This is a genomic window from Glycomyces albidus, assembly GCF_009451885.1.
GTDB lineage: Bacteria > Actinomycetota > Actinomycetes > Mycobacteriales > Micromonosporaceae > Glycomyces > Glycomyces albidus.
On sequence record NZ_WIAO01000039.1, the window covers coordinates 1 to 15,977 of the forward strand.

Genomic DNA, 15,977 nt, shown 5'->3' on the forward strand with positions numbered 1-15,977 from the left:
ACCGTCAACGCCTACATTCGACCCTCGGCTACAAGACCCCCGCCGAGACCCTGGCCGAGTATTACGCTCGCGCCGCCTGAAACCCAACCGTTATGAGATCCGCGTCCAAGATCCTTGCTACACCTCAGGGCCTGGGCGCTGGTGCGGGTGGGGGTCGTATTCCGCTGTTGGAGGGCCGCCCGGTGTCGGTGGCGAAAGCCCGGCTGCTCGCGTGTGAGACGAATGTGCTGCCGGCCGTGTTCGACTACGCGGCCGGTGAAGCGGTCGAACTCGGGCGGACCGCGCGCCTACCGAACACGGCGCTGCGGCGCAAGCTCGAACTCGAGCAGCCCGGCGGGTGCGCCTGGCACGGATGCGACCGGCCCGTCGCCTGGACCGAGGCCCACCACATCGTGCATTGGGCCGACGGCGGCCCCACCGACGCCGACAACCTGATCCTGCTGTGCCGGTTCCACCACGGCCGCATCCACACCACCGGCTGGACCATCGACAAGACCGGCCCCGGCCAAGCCCTCATCACCCACCACGACCACCCCGCCGACGCGGCCGTTACTCTCGGCGGCGCGACCGGGTGCGGCCAGGCCGGGCAAGGCCAGGGCGGGCAGGCGGCGACCGGGACCGAGACTGCAACCGGGAACGGTTGCGGGTGTGTGGACTGGCGCACCGATGCCGACCTCGACACCGAGCATCACGGCTCGGACTGGGACGTCTTCGCGACCGGGCTCTACCGGACCGAATGGGCCGCCTCGATCAAGGCCGACCTCGACACCCGAGCCGAAGCAGTCCAGACCGAACGCGCCCGCACCGCCATCAGACAGGCCAGAACCAAAGCGCGAGAACGATTCGGCACCAGCCAGCGGCCACCGCGCCCGGCACCACCCGCCGGCACCGCACCCCCCGGCACCCGACCCACACCCAACCACCACCACCACGACACCCGCACCCCCCAACCAGCACACCACCCCCCACCCACCGACCCCGGCGAACCACCCTTCTGATCCGGCCCGGCGCTCACCCCGGGCCGCCCTCCACACGGGTCGTCCTCGGCACTGCAGAACTCCGGAGAACCCCGGCCCATGCAGCGCAGAACAGACGAACAGGACAGCCGAACCGGCGCCCGGTTCCGCCCTTCCCTGTCGCCGCCAAAAGACTTGGGCCCCGACGGCACCGGACTGCCGGCACCTCCACCCCGGCCCCGCACACACCTTGTTGTCGCCGCTTCCAAACCGGAACCCGAACGGCACCCGACGGTCGAAGGCCGGGCGCCACCAGCCGCACCCGGCCCTCGCCACCAAACGCCCGCGCTCGCCCCCGCCGTCCCCCCGCCGCGATACCAAAATGCCGCGACACCCGCCCCGACCCACCACACCCACGGTGTCACCGCACAAAACCCGGACCCGGACAGCCCCGGACCCGGACCGCCTAAGAGGACGACGGACCGGAGAGCCGAACCGGCGCCCCGCCCCGCCCCTCTCCTTCGCCGCCAAACGACTTGGGCCCTGACGACACCGGACAGCCGGAGCACTGCCCCGGCCCTCCACCCCACCGAGAACCCCGGACCGCGATGAGGCGGGACGCCAAGCATTGCCCTGGTTCCACTACTGCCGCCGAGAGACCCGGACCGCGACCAGGCGGACGGCCGGAGTCCTGGCCTGGCCCTCGACCGCCTGGTCGTCGCCGCCTTGAGACCCGAACCAAGGCGGCACCGGACAGCCGACACGTCCACCCCGGCCCAGCACACACCTTGTTGTCGCCGCTTCAAAACCAGAAGTTCAAAGGCACCGGACAGCCGAAGGCCCGGCGTCACCGTCCACTGCCGTGTCGTCGCCTCAAGACCCGCGCCCAGACGGCACCGGACCGCCGAACAGCTCGCCTCCGCCCCACACACACCCTGTTGTCGGCTTCAGAGCCGGAACCCGAACGGCACCCGACAGCCGGAGCAACCGCCGCGGACCACCACCGGCCTCGTCATCGCCGCCGAGGACCGCAAGCGTCCACCCCGTGAAAGCCGAAACCAGACCGGGCCTGACGGGAACCCTGTTGTCGCCGTTTAAGGACCCGCGACCATCCGTCACGGAAGCCGGACTCGGATCCGAACCGATTGCAAACCTCGTTGTCACCGCTCGCTCAAGACCGCGACCGGCCGCGTCCCCAGACGAGGCCGCAGACGAGACCCCAGACGAGGCCCCAGACCGGGCCGCATCAGCAGAAGCCCGGTTCGATCTCCCAGTACGTCAAGGTGACCGTCTCGTCATAGTGGGTCGGGGTCCCGCCGGGCGGGTCCTGGTAGACGACGGTGCACTCGGTCTGACCGGTGTCAGGGTCGTCGGACACCGTGTCGAGGGCGACCGACTCCCAGCCGGCGGCCCGCAGCTCGGCGCGGGCATCGTCGTACCAGAGGCCGGTCACGTCGGGGATCGACGCCGCGCCCGGGTCGACCATGCCGCCCTCCTCGTCGTCGGACTCCTCGCCGCCGCCGTCTCCGCCGCCGGTGCCCCCTCCGCCGCCTGCGGTGTCGTCGCCGCTCGTCTCGACCCCGCCATCCGTTGCGGCGGCCGTGGTCTCGGCGGGAGCGGACCCGCTCGGGGACGCCGGGGACTCCGAGGCCGGCGTGCCCGCGCCGGCGACCGCTCCGGTCGTCTCCGCTTCCGTGCCTTGGGTTTCGATGGTCCCGGAGGCGCCGCTCCCGTTGTCGTCGGCGCGGCTCCACGGCGACAGCGAAACGGCCACGGCGATGACGAGCACGGCCATCGCGACCGGAACGGCGATGAGGGCCCGGCGGGGCCGGCGGCGCCGGTCGGTGAGCGCGGTGGTGGCCGGCTCGAACGGGTGGGCGCCGGCCGGCGGCGTCCACGGCCCGGCCGCGCCCGGGACGGCGAGGACCGGCGAGACCGCCTGCGGCGTCTGCGGATCGGCCTCGGCGTCGCGGCACACGCGCGCGAACTCTTCGGCCGAGGGCCAGCGCGCGCCGGGGTCCTTGGCGAGGGCCTGGAGGATCGCGGCCGCGGGTGCGGGCGGGACGTGGCCGGGCAGCGGCGGGGGCGGCTGGTTGAGGTGCCCGTTGAGGATGGTGCCGGCGGTGTCGCCGGTGAACGGCGGTGTGCCGCAGAGGCATTCGTAGGCGACGGCGCCGAGGGAGTAGACGTCGGTGGCGCCGGTGAGCGGGCGGCCTTCGAGCTGCTCTGGCGAGGCGTAGTAGAGGGTGCCCATGAGCATCCCGGATTCGGTGATGGTGCCGCGGCCGGGGGAGAGGGCGATGCCGAAGTCGACGAGGACGGCTTGGCCGCGCCGGTCGATGATGATGTTGGCGGGCTTGATGTCGCGGTGGACGATGCCGGTCTCGTGGGCGTGGTGGAGCGCGGAGGCGACTTCGGCGCACAGGCGCATGGTCTCGGGGGCCGGGAGGGGGCCTTCGAGGAGGCGGGCGGTGAGGGTGCGGCCTTCGATGAGCTCCATGACGAGGTAGGCGAGGGTTTCGCCGGTGTCGCCTTCGGTCTCGCCGTAGTCGTGGAGGGCGGCGATCCCGGGGTGGCGGAGGGAGGCGACGGCCTGGGCCTCGTGCTGGAAGCGGGCGCGGGCGGTCTCGTCGCGCTCCAGATTGGACTTGAGGATCTTGAGGGCGACGGCCCGTTCGAGCCGGGTGTCGTGGGCCTTCCAGACGGATCCCATGCCGCCGGAGGCGATCGGGGCGTCGAGGCGGTAGCGGTCGGCGATCATCGATCCGGTCTGCACGGCGATCCTCGCAAGCTGGAGTCGGGTAGTGGGTCCGCCGAGGATCGCACTGGCCGCCATGTTTTGCTCACGCGAACGTCATGACGGCCGAGCGCGGCGGGAAGCCGGACGCGGGGGGCTGCCGTTGCGGGGTCGGCGATGCGGGTCTCTGGAGCGTTCCATGCCCAACGAGCCGCCGGCGTCCCCGGCACGTGCGTGAGCGCCGTCCCCGGCGCGGTGCTCTCGGCGTGGTGGTCGCCGTGCGCAGCGCCCGGGGGTGCGTGCTGCGCCGAGTGAACGCGGAAGGGCGGCACCGCGGTCCGCGGTGCCGCCCTTGCGCGTCTGCTTACGCGGTGACGCGGTCGAGGATGATCGGGCCGCGGGGGGCCGGTTCGGTGCCGACCGCCCACTGGCCGGTCAGCGTCTCCTTGGCGGCCGCGAAGCGGTCGGGGGTGTCGGTGTGGAGGCGGAAGACCGGGTCGCCGGCCTGCACGGGTTCGCCGACGGCCTTGAGGATCTCGATGCCGGCGCCGAACTGGACGGGCTGGCCCTGGCGCTCGCGGCCGGCGCCGAGGCGCCAGGCGGCGACGCCGACGGCGTAGGCGTCCATCTCGGTGACGTACCCGTCGGCGTCGGCGGTGACCTCCTCGGTCTCGCGGGCGGTCGGGAGCGGGGCGTCGGGGTCGCCGCCCTGGGCGGCGATCATGCTGCGCCACTTGTCCATCGCGCGGCCGTCCTGGAGTGCGGCGGCCGGGTCGGCGTCGGGCAGCCCGGCGGCGGCGAGCATCTCCTTCGCGAGGGCGACGGTGAGCTCGACGACGTCGGCGGGGCCGCCGCCGGCGAGGACTTCGACCGACTCGCGGACTTCGAGGGCGTTGCCGGCGGTGCGGCCCAGCGGGACCGACATGTCGGTGAGGAGCGCGCGGGTGTCGGTGCCGTGGTCGGTGCCGAGGCGGACCATGGTCTCGGCGAGCTCCTTCGCCTTCGCGAAGTCCTTCATGAAGGCGCCGGAGCCGACCTTGACGTCGAGGACGATCGCGTCGGCGCCCTCGGCGATCTTCTTGCACATGATGGAGGACGCGATCAGCGGAATGGACTCCACAGTGGAGGTGATGTCGCGGAGGGCGTACAGCTTCTTGTCGGCCGGGGCGAGGTCGCCGGTGGCCGCGCAGATGACCGCGCCGATCTCCTTGAGCTGCTTCAGGACCTGGTCCTCGGTGAGGTCCACGGTGAATCCGGGGACGGACTCGAGCTTGTCGAGGGTGCCGCCGGTGTGCCCGAGGCCCCGGCCGGAGAGCTGCGGGACGGCGACGTCGAAGGCCGCGACGAGCGGCGCGAGCGGGAGCGTGATCTTGTCGCCGACGCCGCCGGTGGAGTGCTTGTCCACGCACGGCCTGCCGACCGAGGAGAGGTCGAGCGTGATCCCCGAGCGGATCATCGCGGCGGTCCAGTCGGCGATCTCGCGCGGCCGGGCCCCGTTCAGGAAGATCGCCATCGCGAGCGCCGACATCTGCTCGTCCGCGACGGCGCCCTTCGTGTAGGCGTCGATGACCCAGTCGATCTGCGCGGTCGAGAGCTCGCCGCCGTCGCGTTTGGTGCGGATGACGTCCACAGCGGTGATCATTGGCATTCCCTCACTAGTCGGTGGAACCCGAACGGCACCGGGAGCGCCCCGAGGGGCGGTCGCGATGCCGGGGGTCGATTCAGTCGCCGGACAGGTGGTCGGGGCCGAACGCGCCGGGGAGCAGCGCCCCCACGGTCGTCGGCTCCGGCCGCTCGTCCACGAGGCAGTCCGGGCCGCCGTGCTCGAACAGGAGCTGGCGGCAGCGGCCGCAGGGGGTGAGGGGCTCCCCGGCGCCGTCGACGCAGGCGATCGCGACGAGCCGGCCGCCGCCGGTGGCGGCGAGCTGCGAGACCATGCCGCACTCGGCGCACAGCGTCAGGCCGTACGAGGCGTTCTCGACGTTGCAGCCGGAGACGATCCGGCCGTCGTCGACGAGCCCCGCCACGCCCACCGGGTACTTCGAGTACGGGACGTACGCGTGCCGCATGGCCTCGCGCGCCTTGCCGCGCAGGAGGTCCCAGTCGATGTCCATGTCGGTCCCCCGCCTACTTGTCGCCCGGGTTGTAGGGCACGCCGTCGGCCGCGGGGGCCTTGGCCTTGCCGATGAGGCCCGCCACGACCACGAGCGTGACCGCGTACGGGAGCATCTGGAGGAACTCGCCGGGCACGCCGGAGCCGGCGGCCGAGAGGTCGCGGGCGATCTGCGTCGTGAAGCCGAAGATCAGGGCCCCGGCGAGGACGCCGAGCGGGTTCCAGCGGCCCACGATCATGACCGCGAGCGCGACGAAGCCGAGCCCGGCGGTCATGTTCTTGTTGAACGCCAGGGAGTTCCCGAGGGTGAACCAGGCGCCGCCGAAGCCGGCGATGAGGCCGGCGGCGGTGACGTTCCAGTACCGGAGCCGGTTCACGTTGACGCCCATGGAGTCGGCGGCGGCGGGGTGCTCGCCGACGGCGCGGGTGCGCAGGCCCCAGCGGGTCCGGTAGAGCAGGAACCAGATGACGAACACCAGGAGCAGGCCGACGTACACGAACAGCTTCTGCTGGAACAGGACCGGGCCGAGCACCGGGATGTCCGCGAGCGGGCCCCAGGAGATCACCGGGACCGAGAACGCGTCGTTGAACCCGTCGGCCTTCTTGAGCTGATCGTACATGAAGCTGGTGAAGCCGAGCGCGAGCAGGTTGAGGATGACGCCGACGACGACCTGGTTGACCTGGTACTTGGTGGCCAGGAGCGCGAGGAGCATCGTGGAGAGCGAGCCGGCGACCATGGCCGCGGCCATGCCGGCGTAGATGTTCCCGGTGATGTTCGCGGTCAGGACGCCGGTGAAGGCGCCCATGAGGAACTGGGCCTCGATGCCGATGTTGATGACGCCGGAGCGTTCGCAGACGACGCCCGAGAGGGCCCCGAAGATGTACGGCATCGACAGGAACAGGGCGCCGGCGAGGATCGACTCCGCGCGGAAGACCGTGCCCTCCTGGGAGTAGGCCCAGAACAGCAGCGCGAGCGCGAACGCCGTCACGGCGACCGCGGACGCGGGCTTGAACCGCCGCTGCGGGAGGCCGACGAGCATCCAGGCGCCGGCGGCGGCGCACAGGACGCCGAGGCCGAGGACCACGCCGAACGTGGGCGCCTCCCAGCTCGCGTCGGTCAGGGTCCGGTCGAACGCGATCGTGGTGGTGCGGCCGCCGAGCCAGGCGACCGCGGCGAGCACCAGGAGCAGGCCGAGGACGGCGTACGCGGCGCCGGCCTTCACGTGGCGGGCCGGGGCGCGGTCGTCGACGAGCGCCGGTGCGGGCGCGGTGTCCACTGCCATGGGGCTCACCAGCCTTTCGCTTCGAGGGTGACCAGGCCGCCGCGCGGCGTGCGCAGGTGCAGGATGGCCTTGACGAGCGCCGGTGCGGCGATGAAGAGCACGATCGTGGCCTGCAGCAGGGTCGAGATGTCGACCGGGACGTCCGGCTGGGCCGAGAGCGCGCCGGCCTTGAGCGCGCCGAACAGGAGCGCGGAGGCGACGATGCCGCCGGGGTTGGCGCGGCCGAGCAGGGCGACGGTGATGCCGCTGAAGCCGTAGTCGAGGGCCGTGTTGGTGGTGATGCCGCCGTTGGCGACGCCGAGCGCGAGGGCCGCGCCGCCGAGGCCGGCGAAGGCGCCCGCGGCGGCCATCGTGGTCGTGTAGGTCGAGCCGATGCGCATGCCGGCGGTCGCGGCGGCGTGCTCGTTGAAGCCGACGGCGCGGATGCGGAACCCGAACGTGGACTTCGACAGCAGCCACCACGTGAAGACCGCGGCGGCGAAGCCGATGATCAGCGCCAGGTTGACCCGCAGGGACGGGTTGAGCGAGGACAGGAGCGTCGGGAGGACCGCCGACTCCTCGACCGGTTTGGACACCAGGTCGGACTGGGTCTCGGAGTGGAGGAACGCCGTGCCGAGCGCCCACACCAGGAACAGGGCGGCGATGTTGTTCAGCATGATCGACGAGATGACCTCGTGCGCGCCGGTCGCGGCCTTGAGGACGCCGGGGACGGCGCCGAGGAGGCCCCCGGCGAGGCCGCCGGCGATGATCGCGAGCGGCAGGTGCAGCCAGATCGGCAGGTCGAGGGTGAAGCCGACGATGAGCGCGCCCATCATGCCGAAGATGAGCTGGCCCTGGGCGCCGATGTTGAACAGGCCGGCGCGGAACGCGAGGCCGACGGCGAGGCCGGTGAAGATCAGCGGGGTCGCGTACGTGAGCGTCTCCGAGATCGGCCGCAGGAGGTTCCCGAACTCGGCGTCGCCGGCCTGGTAGGACGCGAGGGTGTTGAAGTTGAGGATCGCGCCCTCGAACAGGGCCGTGTAGGACTCGGCGACGAGGTCGCGGGAGGCGTACCAGGCGTCCTGGGGGCGGGCGAAGAAGTACGAGAACGTCGAGCGGGTGTACTCGTCGGACACGATGAGGAGGATCGCTCCGATGAGGAACGCCAGGACCAGGGAGTAGATCGTGACCATGACCGAGTTCGCCTCGGTCAGGTAGCGGCCGAACAGCCGGATGAAGTTCGGCTTCGCCTCGTCGCCTTCGGTGTCCGGTGCGGGCGGCTCCGCCGGCGCTTCAGTCGTCGCGGTGCTGTCGCTCACCGGTCACCTCCATTGGCGTGCTCGTCGTTCGCGGGATGGTCGGGGTCGGTCGCGGGGCCGGGCCCGGCGTCGGCGGAGCCGCCGACCATGAGCCGGCCGATGACCTCGCGGGGCGTGTCGGGGTCGACCTCGCCGACGATGCGGCCGTTGTAGATCACGGCGATGCGGTCGGCGAGGGCGTAGATCTCGTCCAGTTCGGACGAGATGAGGAGGATCCCGGTCCCGGTGTCGCGCTCGGCGACCAGGCGGGAGTGGATGAACTGGGAGGCGCCGACGTCGACGCCGCGGGTCGGCTGCGCCGCGACGAGGAACCGGCGGGGCCGGGAGAACTCGCGGGCGATGATGACCTTCTGCTGGTTGCCGCCCGACAGCGCCGAGGCGCTCTCCTCGGGCGACTGGGTGCGGATGTCGAACTCGGCGATCGAGTCGACCGCGCGCCGGCGGACCGCGCCCGCGTCGACGACGCCGCCCTTCGCGAACGGCTCGTCCCGGTACTGGTTGAGGACGAGGTTCTCGGCGACGGAGAACTCCGAGACCAGGCCGTCGCGGCCCCGGTCCTCGGGGATGTAGCCGAGGCCGTCGGCGATCCGCTTCGCGGGGCCGCGGCCGTGCACGTCCCGGCCGTCGACCGCGATGGACCCCGAGTCGGGCTTGACGAGGCCGAGGATCGCGCGGGCGAGCTCGGTCTGGCCGTTGCCCTCGACGCCCGCGAGGCCCACGATCTCGCCGGAGCGGACGGTGAGCTCGAGTCCGTCGAGGACCTTCACGCCCGCGTCGGAGACGACGGTGAGGTCCTTGACCTCCAGGCGCGGCTCGCCCGGCTCGGCGGGGGTCTTGTCGACCCGCAGCGACACGGCCCGGCCGACCATCGCCGAGGCCATCTCGGACTCCGACGCGGTCGGCTCGAGCTGGGCGACGACCTTGCCGCGCCGGATCACGGTGACCCGGTCGGCGACGGCCTGGACCTCTTTGAGCTTGTGCGAGATGAACAGGATCGACGTCCCCGCCTCGGCGAGGTTCCGCATGATCTGGAGCAGCTCGGCGATCTCGGCGGGCGTGAGCACCGCCGTCGGCTCGTCGAGGATGAGCAGCTGCGTCTCCGGCCCGGACAGGGCCTTGACGATCTCGACGCGCTGCTGGACCCCGACGGGCAGGTCCTCGCAGATCGCGTCGGGGTCGAGCCGGAGCCCGTACTGCTCCGACACGTCCAGGACGGCCTGGCGCGCGGCCCGGGCCGAGAGCACCCCCGCACCGCGGGTGTGCTCCCGGCCGAGCTGCACGTTGTCGGCGACGCTGAAGGGACCGACGAGCTTGAAGTGCTGGTGCACCATCCCGATCCCGGCGGCGATCGCGTCGCCGGGGCCCGAGAAGGAGACCGGCTCCCCGTCGATGAGGATCTCCCCGCTGGTGGGCTGGAGGATCCCGTAGAGCATGTTCATGAGCGTCGACTTGCCCGCGCCGTTCTCGCCGAGGATGGCGTGGATCTGGCCGGGCTCGACCACCAGGTCGATGTCGTCGTCTGCGGTGAACGAGCCGAACCGCTTCGTCAGGCCCTTCAGTTCGAGTCGCAATGCACGTCCCTTTGGAGTTGGGTGCCGGTGCGGCCGGCTACGAGGCGGTCGGGCTGGCCGGGGACTCCACCACGAGCGTGCCGTCGATGATCTGCTGCTTGAGCGCCTCGACCTCGGCCTTGGTCTCCTCGGAGACCGCGTCCTCGAAGTCGTGGAACGGGGCGATGCCGACCCCGCCGTTCTCGAGCGTCCCGACGTAGGTGCCGTTGCCGGCCTCGTCGTCGTACGCGGCGAGCACCGCGTCGCGGACCGCGTTCGCGAGGCCCTTCTCGGCGGAGGTGATGAGCTCGGAGCCGTAGTCGGTGGACTCGTAGCCGTCGGTGTCGACCCAGATCGCGTTCACCGCGTCGCCGGCCTCCTGGGCCGCCGTCAGCGCGCCGATGCCGGCGGGGCCGGCGACCGGGAAGAGGATGTCCGCGCCCTGCGAGATGAACGTGTCCGAGGTGCTCTTGCCGGCGGCCGCGTCCTCGAAGCTGTTGAGGAAGGTGCCGGTCTGCGCCTCGACGTCCCAGCCGAGGAGCTGCACGTCGGTGCCCTTGTCCTCGTTGTGCTTGGCGATGCCCTCGGCGAAGCCGTCCATGAAGATCGTCACCGGCGGGATCTGCATGCCGCCCCAGGTGGCGACGGTGCCCGTCTGGGTCTGCGCGGCCGCGATGTAGCCGGCGAGGAACGCCGACTGGGCGGTGTCGAACTGGATGGAGTACACGTTGCCGACCTCGACCGGGGCGCCGGAGGCGTCGGACGGGGTGCCGTCGACGATCGCGAAGCCGACGCCCTCGTTCGCCTGCGCGGCGGAGGTGACGTTCGCGGCCATGAGCCCGCCGACGCCGACGACGAACTCGCAGCCGTCGTCCACCGAGGCCTGCAGGTTCGGGTCGTAGTCGTCGGGGTTCGACGACTCCTTGTAGGTGACCTCGATGTCCGAGTTCTCGTCCGCGGCCGCCTCCATGCCCGCCCAGGCGGACTCGTTGAACGACTTGTCGTCGATGCCGCCCGAGTCGGTGACCATGCAGGCCTGGAACGAGGCGTCGGCGTTGTCGCCGCCGTTCGAGTCGGACGGTGCTTCGCCGCAGGCGGCGAGAGCGGCGAGGCCCACGGCGGAGAAGCCCGCCAGGGCCAGCTTGAACGGCTTGACAGCCATTGCGGTCTCCTTTGACGATTCAAGGGGGTAAGTCGATACCCGCCTAATCATGGCCGCACTCGCGGGCCTCCGACACTGTCCTTGATGATTTCGTTACCGAAACATCCTATGACTGAGACCAGGAGTGAACTGGTGTTTCGCCGCTACTACGGCGGCATTGCAGCTCCGCGCGGGCCGGAACGGCCCCAACCGGAGTGAATCCCCGCGGATCCGTCACTGCCAGAAGACGGCGACGCCCGCGGTGACCGCGATGAGCGCACCGGTGGCCCAGAAGTGCCCCGCCGCGACCCTTTCACGCTTCTTCCACACTGGAATCGCGATCATGACCGCGAGCAGCAGCGCGAGCAGGAACTTCACGCCGAGCTTCGCGTGGTTCGCGTCCCCTTCGGCGCTCGCGAGGCCGTAGAGGACGATCCCGGTGGCGAGCTGCGTCGCGACGCCGTAGAGCATCGCCGTGTTGCAGTTGAACTTGCCTGAGAGCCACGACACCAGCCAGCCGCCGAAGACCGCGGCGAAGCCGAGCAGGTGGAGGTAGCGCAGCAGCAGGTGCACGAAATCCATGCCGCGGAGTATTCCAGAGTGCGGGAGCGGTGACCCTACTGCGCCGCCGGTCCCGCAGCCGCTGTCACAGCGGGCCGCGGTCGGCCGGCGTCTGCGCATCCGGGGGCCGGTCGCGTCGAGGGCGCGGAGACGGCGGCGCGGTTCGGGACGGCGGCCCGGACCGCGATCGATCCGGGCCGCCGTCCCGTGCGCTTACCGGACGCGGTGGGCGCCCTGGGCGGCGCGGGCCACGAAGACGCGCGGGACCGGAAGGCCCGCCTGGGCGGCCGCGTCGATCACGGCGGCCTCCACTTTCCGCGCCGAGGCGGCCTCGACGAGGGCGATGGCGCTGCCGCCGAAGCCGCCGCCGGTCATGCGCGCGCCGAGCGCGCCGGCGCCGATCGCGGCGTCCACGGCGGAGTCGAGCTCCACCGAGGAGACCTCGTAGTCGTACCGCAGCGAGGTGTGCGAGGCGGTGAGCAGCTCGCCGATCTCGGCCACCCGGCCCTCCTTCAGCAGGGCCGCGGCGGCCAGCACCCGCTCGTCCTCGGTGAGGACGTGCCGCATCCGCCGGTCGAGGCGCTCGTCGTCCAGGCGCGCGTGCCGCGGGGCGTCGCGCAGGTGGCTGACGCCCAGCAGACCCGCCGCCTTCTCGCAGTCGGCGCGCCGCGCCGCGTACTCCGAGTCGACCAGCCGGTGCGGCGCGTTCGTGTCGACCACGAGCATCACCAGGCCCTCGTCCTCGAGCTTGAACGGCACCTGCTCGCGCGAGAGGTCCCGGCAGTCCATGAACATGGCGTGCCCGGCCTCGCACATGAGCGACGCGGACTGGTCGAGGATGCCGCAGGGCATCCCCACGTAGTCGTTCTCGGCCCGCTGGCAGATCGCGGCGGCCTCCTCGACCGGGACGTCGTGGCCGTACAGGCCCGCCAGCGCCAGGAACACCGCGCCCTCGAGGGCCGCCGAGGACGAGAGGCTCGCGCCGGTGGGCACGTCGGAGTGGACGAGCACGCGGGCCGGGCCGACGGGGTAGCCGGCGTCGGCCATGGCGCGGGCGACCGCGGCCGGGTAGGCGACCCAGCCCTCGGCGCCTTCGAGCCGGTCGAGGCGGACCGTCTCGCCCCCGCCGAACGTGGAGGTGAACTCCCACGCGTCGGCCTTCGCGGCGGCGGCGACCGTGTAGAACGGCAGCGCGAAGGGCATGACGAAGCCGTCGTTGTAGTCGGTGTGCTCGCCGATGAGGTTGACGCGGCCGGGTGCGGCCCACAGCCCTTCGGGCTCGGTGCCGTGGGCCTCGCGGAAGGCGGCCGCGGCGGTCTCGGCGAGTTCGGCGGCGTGCGGGTCAGGTGTGCTGGTCATGGCGTGTGTTTCCGGTTCGGGTGGTGGGCGGACGGGGCGCTACCGGCGGGCATGCCGGTAGTACTCCCAGGCGTCGGCGACCATGCGGTCGAGGCTGTCGCGGCTGGGCTTCCAGCCGAGTTCGGTCCTCGCGCGCTCGGCGGAGGCGACGAGCTCGGCGGGGTCGCCCGCGCGGCGCGGGCCCACGACCACCGGGAAGTCGGCGCCGGTCACCTTCTTAACGGTGGCGACGACCTCTTTATTCGAGAAGCCGTTGCCGTTGCCGAGGTTGTAGATCTTGTGGGCGCCGGGCTCGGCGGCGGTGAGGGCGAGCAGGTGGGCCTCGGCGAGGTCGGCGACGTGGATGTAGTCGCGGATGCAGGTCCCGTCGGGCGTCGGGTAGTCGTCGCCGAAGATCGCGAACGAGTCGCGGCGGCCGGTGGCGGCGTCGAAGGCGATCGGGATGATGTGGGTCTCGGGCTCGTGGTTCTCGCCGTGCCAGACGCCGGAGCGGTCGCGGTAGGCGCCGACGACGTTGAAGTAGCGCAGGGAGACCGCGGCGAGGCCGTGCGCGGTGGCCTCGGACTGGATGGCCATGTCGCTGGAGAGCTTCGTGGCGCCGTAGGTGGAGGTGGGGGCCTTGGCGGCCTCCTCCTTGATGGGGACCTCGACCGGGTTGCCGTAGACGGCCGCGGTGGAGGAGAACACGAGGGTGCGGACGCCGGCCTCGCGCATGGCGGCGAGGAGGGCGAACGTGCCGTTGGTGTTGGCCTCCCAGTAGATCTCGGGCTTCTCCATGGACTCGCCGGCGGCGATGAGGCCGGCGAAGTGGAGGACGCCGTCGAAGGAGCCGTCGAGGACCTCGGCGACCCGCTGGACGGGCTTTCGGACGAGTTCGGCGCCGGCCGGGACGCGCTCGGCGGCTCCGGTCGAGCAGTCGTCGAGGACGACGACGTCGTGGCCCGCTTCGAGCAGCATGGTGGCGACGATCGAGCCGATGTAGCCGGCGCCGCCGGTCACGAGGTATTTCACAGTGCCCCCTTGGTACTGGACTTCTTCAGGATCTCCGCGGCCGTCTCGGGTCCGAGGTCGTGGACCCATCCGCCCATGACGGATTCCGAGGACGCCAGGAACTTCACTCTGCCGGGGCCGCGGCGGATGGAGACGAGTTCGAGGCGCAGGCGCCCGAACTCGCGGTCCTCGCCGACCGGGGCCTGGTGCCAGCCGGCCATGTACGGCATCGGCTCGCCGGGGTAGGCGGCGTCGCAGCGTTTGAGGACGTCGAGGTAGAGCGGCGCGAACGCGTCGATGTGCGCGTCGGGCAGCTCGGTGAGGTCCGCGAAGCGCCCGTTCGGGTAGATGTGGACTTCGAAGGGCCAGCGGGCCGCGTACGGGGTGAAGGCGATCCAGTGGTCGTTCTCGGCGATGACGCGGGGGCCGGTGCGCTCGGACTCGATGATGTCGTCGAACAGGTCGCGGCCGGTCGCGGCGCGGTGGCGCTTGTTCGCGTCGAGGTGCTTGCGGGTCTGCGGGGTGGTGTACGGGTAGCCGTAGATCTGCCCGTGCGGGTGGTGGAGGGTCACGCCGATCTCGACGCCGCGGTTCTCGAAGCAGAAGACCTGGGCCACGTCGCCGCGGGCGGACAGGTCGGCGGTGCGCTGGGCGAGGGCCCGCACGATGAGCGCGACCCGCTCGGGGCCCAGGTCCACCAGGGAGGAGTCGTGGTCGTCGGAGAAGCAGACGACCTCGCACCGGCCCGAGGCCGGCGCCGCGTTCTCCATGCCGGTGACCTCGGCCGGCGGGAGCGGGCCGGGTTCGCCGTAGCCGCCGAAGGACGGGAAGCGGTTCTCGAAGACCGCGACCTCGTAGTCGGGGGCGGGGACCTCGGTCAGCTCGTGGCCGTCGGAGGGGCACAGCGGGCAGGCGACGGGCAGCATGGGGCGGTTGGACCGCCCGGCGGAGACGGCCACCCACTCGTCGCGGAGGACGTCGTACCGGATCTCCCCGGCGCTGACCCGGTCGCCCAGGTCGCGCTTGTCGGCGAAGGAGGCGCGGCCGGCGTCCGGCGCGGTGTTGAAGTAGAGGATCTGGCGGCCGTCGGCGAGGCTGCCGGACTCCATGTGGAACGGTGTCATGGTCTCTTCTCGGTCTGGGTCGCGGCGTCTTCGGTCGAGTGCGGGCGGCGCGGGTGGGGGCGCTTGGCGCCGTGCGGCTCCGCGTCAGGGACCGGGGCGAGCACGACCTGGTCGACGTGTTCGCCGAGGGCCCGGCGGGCCTCCTCGTCGAGGAGGGAGTCGGTGACGATGACGTCGGCGTCGTCGAGGGCCGCGATGGTGGCGATGCCGACGACGTCGAACTTGGTGTGGTCGGCGACGACCACGAGGCGCCGGCCCTTCGCGGCGAGGGTCGAGACCGTCTCGGCTTCGAGGAGGTTCGGGGTGGTGAACCCGGCGCGCTCGGACATGCCGTGGACGCCGAGGAACACGGTGTCGACGTTCACCCGTTCGAGCGAGGCGACGGCGAAGGGCCCGACGAGGGCGTCGGAGGGGGTGCGCACGCCGCCGGTGAGGATGACGGTCTGGTCGGGGCGCCCGGCCCGGTAGAAGACGTCGGCGACGGGCACCGAGTTGGTGACGACGGTGAGGTCGGGGACGTCGGTGAGGCGGTGGGCGAGGGTCCAGGTGGTGGTCCCGGCGGAGAGGGCGATGGCCTGTCCGGGGCCGACGAGGGTGGCGGCGGCGTCGGCGATGGCCTGCTTCTCGGCCTCCTGGCGGACCTGCTTGACGGCGAAACCGGGTTCGGAGGTGGAGCCGAAGTCGACGGCGGTCGCGCCGCCGTGGACCTTGGCGACCAGGCCGCGCTCGGCGAGGGTCTCGAGATCGCGTCGGATGGTCATGTCCGAGACGCCGAACTCCTCGACCAGCTCGGCCACCCGGACCGCCCCGGTCCGGTGGACGCGTTCGGCGATCCGGCTCTGTCGCTGCTGCGCCAGCATCGGCG

At 71.9% G+C, this 15,977-nt stretch carries 13 protein-coding genes; 1 reads left to right on the top strand and 12 read right to left on the bottom strand.

Going from position 1 to position 15,977, the window contains the following annotated elements; all coding sequences use genetic code 11:
- Positions 1-182 precede the first annotated feature (182 nt).
- A complete protein-coding gene (locus GFD30_RS22250) occupies positions 183-998 on the top strand; it encodes an HNH endonuclease signature motif containing protein (protein WP_322633504.1) in 816 nt (271 codons plus the stop codon).
- 1,204 nt (positions 999-2,202) lie between these two features.
- Here GFD30_RS22250 and GFD30_RS22255 read toward each other — a convergent pair.
- The 12 genes from GFD30_RS22255 to GFD30_RS22310 form a co-directional block, all read right to left on the bottom strand.
- Positions 2,203-3,732, bottom strand: coding sequence for a serine/threonine-protein kinase (locus tag GFD30_RS22255; RefSeq protein WP_194202072.1), 1,530 nt, complete (start codon positions 3,730-3,732; stop codon positions 2,203-2,205).
- Between the two features lie 325 nt (positions 3,733-4,057).
- The gene (locus GFD30_RS22260) at positions 4,058-5,335 is read right to left on the bottom strand and encodes a thymidine phosphorylase (RefSeq protein WP_153027367.1); all 1,278 of its coding nucleotides are present in this window, start codon (positions 5,333-5,335) and stop codon (positions 4,058-4,060) included.
- A gap of 79 nt (positions 5,336-5,414) precedes the next feature.
- Positions 5,415-5,807 carry a cytidine deaminase gene (locus GFD30_RS22265; RefSeq protein ID WP_153027368.1) on the bottom strand — a complete coding sequence of 131 codons (393 nt, stop codon included), beginning with the start codon at positions 5,805-5,807 and terminating at the stop codon, positions 5,415-5,417.
- 13 nt (positions 5,808-5,820) lie between these two features.
- Positions 5,821-7,089 carry an ABC transporter permease gene (locus tag GFD30_RS22270; RefSeq protein WP_153027369.1) on the bottom strand — a complete coding sequence of 423 codons (1,269 nt, stop codon included), beginning with the start codon at positions 7,087-7,089 and terminating at the stop codon, positions 5,821-5,823.
- Positions 7,090-7,094: 5 nt separating this feature from the next.
- Entirely contained in the window at positions 7,095-8,387 is a 1,293-nt protein-coding gene (locus GFD30_RS22275) for an ABC transporter permease (RefSeq protein WP_153027370.1), read from the bottom strand.
- Positions 8,384-9,958: an ABC transporter ATP-binding protein gene (locus GFD30_RS22280; RefSeq protein WP_153027371.1), complete on the bottom strand. Its 1,575-nt coding sequence runs from the start codon at positions 9,956-9,958 to the stop codon at positions 8,384-8,386. The genes GFD30_RS22275 and GFD30_RS22280 overlap by 4 nt, the downstream gene beginning before the upstream one ends.
- Positions 9,959-9,995: 37 nt before the next feature.
- Positions 9,996-11,099: a BMP family lipoprotein gene (locus tag GFD30_RS22285; RefSeq protein WP_153027372.1), complete on the bottom strand. Its 1,104-nt coding sequence runs from the start codon at positions 11,097-11,099 to the stop codon at positions 9,996-9,998.
- A 213-nt stretch (positions 11,100-11,312) separates the two neighbouring features.
- The gene (locus GFD30_RS22290) at positions 11,313-11,660 is read right to left on the bottom strand and encodes a hypothetical protein (RefSeq protein ID WP_153027373.1); all 348 of its coding nucleotides are present in this window, start codon (positions 11,658-11,660) and stop codon (positions 11,313-11,315) included.
- A gap of 192 nt (positions 11,661-11,852) precedes the next feature.
- Positions 11,853-12,998, bottom strand: coding sequence for a galactokinase (gene galK / locus GFD30_RS22295; RefSeq protein WP_153027374.1), 1,146 nt, complete (start codon positions 12,996-12,998; stop codon positions 11,853-11,855).
- A 39-nt stretch (positions 12,999-13,037) separates the two neighbouring features.
- Positions 13,038-14,009, bottom strand: a complete 972-nt coding sequence (gene galE / locus GFD30_RS22300) for a UDP-glucose 4-epimerase GalE (RefSeq protein WP_322633505.1) — start codon at positions 14,007-14,009, stop codon at positions 13,038-13,040.
- Complete coding sequence (gene galT, locus GFD30_RS22305; protein ID WP_153027376.1) at positions 14,006-15,112, bottom strand: galactose-1-phosphate uridylyltransferase; 1,107 nt, start codon at positions 15,110-15,112, stop codon at positions 14,006-14,008. The genes galE and galT overlap by 4 nt, the downstream gene beginning before the upstream one ends.
- Positions 15,109-15,972, bottom strand: coding sequence for a DeoR/GlpR family DNA-binding transcription regulator (locus GFD30_RS22310; protein WP_153027377.1), 864 nt, complete (start codon positions 15,970-15,972; stop codon positions 15,109-15,111). The genes galT and GFD30_RS22310 overlap by 4 nt, the downstream gene beginning before the upstream one ends.
- Positions 15,973-15,977 lie beyond the last annotated feature (5 nt).